Source organism: Facklamia lactis, from assembly GCF_015863205.1.
Lineage (GTDB): Bacteria > Bacillota > Bacilli > Lactobacillales > Aerococcaceae > Facklamia > Facklamia lactis.
This window is the reverse complement of sequence record NZ_JACBXQ010000024.1, coordinates 1-601: the sequence shown is the minus strand read 5'-3', so window position 1 is coordinate 601 and position 601 is coordinate 1. Positions and strand designations below refer to the sequence as shown.

Annotated in this window: 2 protein-coding genes; one reads left to right on the top strand and one right to left on the bottom strand. The window is 34.8% G+C overall.

The features are described from left to right. Positions 1-101: diguanylate cyclase domain-containing protein (locus HZY91_RS11230; RefSeq protein ID WP_218958254.1), on the bottom strand; the 101-nt coding region annotated here is incomplete at its 3' end. A 131-nt stretch (positions 102-232) separates the two neighbouring features. On the opposite strand from HZY91_RS11230, the gene HZY91_RS10820 reads away from it, so the two are divergent. Further along, positions 233-601 (top strand): DUF4372 domain-containing protein (locus HZY91_RS10820; protein WP_197116277.1); only part of this gene is annotated, 369 nt, incomplete at its 3' end.

The window sequence follows — 601 nt, the reverse complement described above, 5'->3', positions numbered from 1 at the left end:
AATTCATCTCCACCAATGCGAGCTAACGTATCCTTCGTGCGCAGTCGCTTTTTTAGACGATTGGCTACTTTTTTTAACAATATGTCTCCACTCACTAGCATTGCACTAATTAAATCTGATGATTCAAAATACTAAGAATGTTCAATTTTTTATTGATTTCGAAACAAAAAAATCCTTTACAATGGAAGTACAGGTGGTTCCTGTCCAAATCCAATCGTAAAGGATAAACGTTATGGACAACAAGAATACACTAATTTCATCATTTGGTAAATGGGTTTCACCCATAAATATTCAAAAACTTAGCGAACAAGTCAAAGAATTGAAACAGGACTATTACACAAAAAAGATGACAACAGAAGCCTATATTAAATTTTTATTGGTAGCCCAACTGCTCGAATTTAAGAGCTTAGAGGAAATGAGTGATGCACTTGTAGACGAAGATCTTCAAAAAGCACTCGGATTTGAATCGATAAGTGCCTCTCAGCTATCCCGAAAAAACAATCAGATCAACCCACTCATTCTTGCAAATTTGTTCTTGGATCTTGTTTGGAAAATTCAACGGTACCATTATAAAAACGGAAAGAATATGCCACTGAAAATA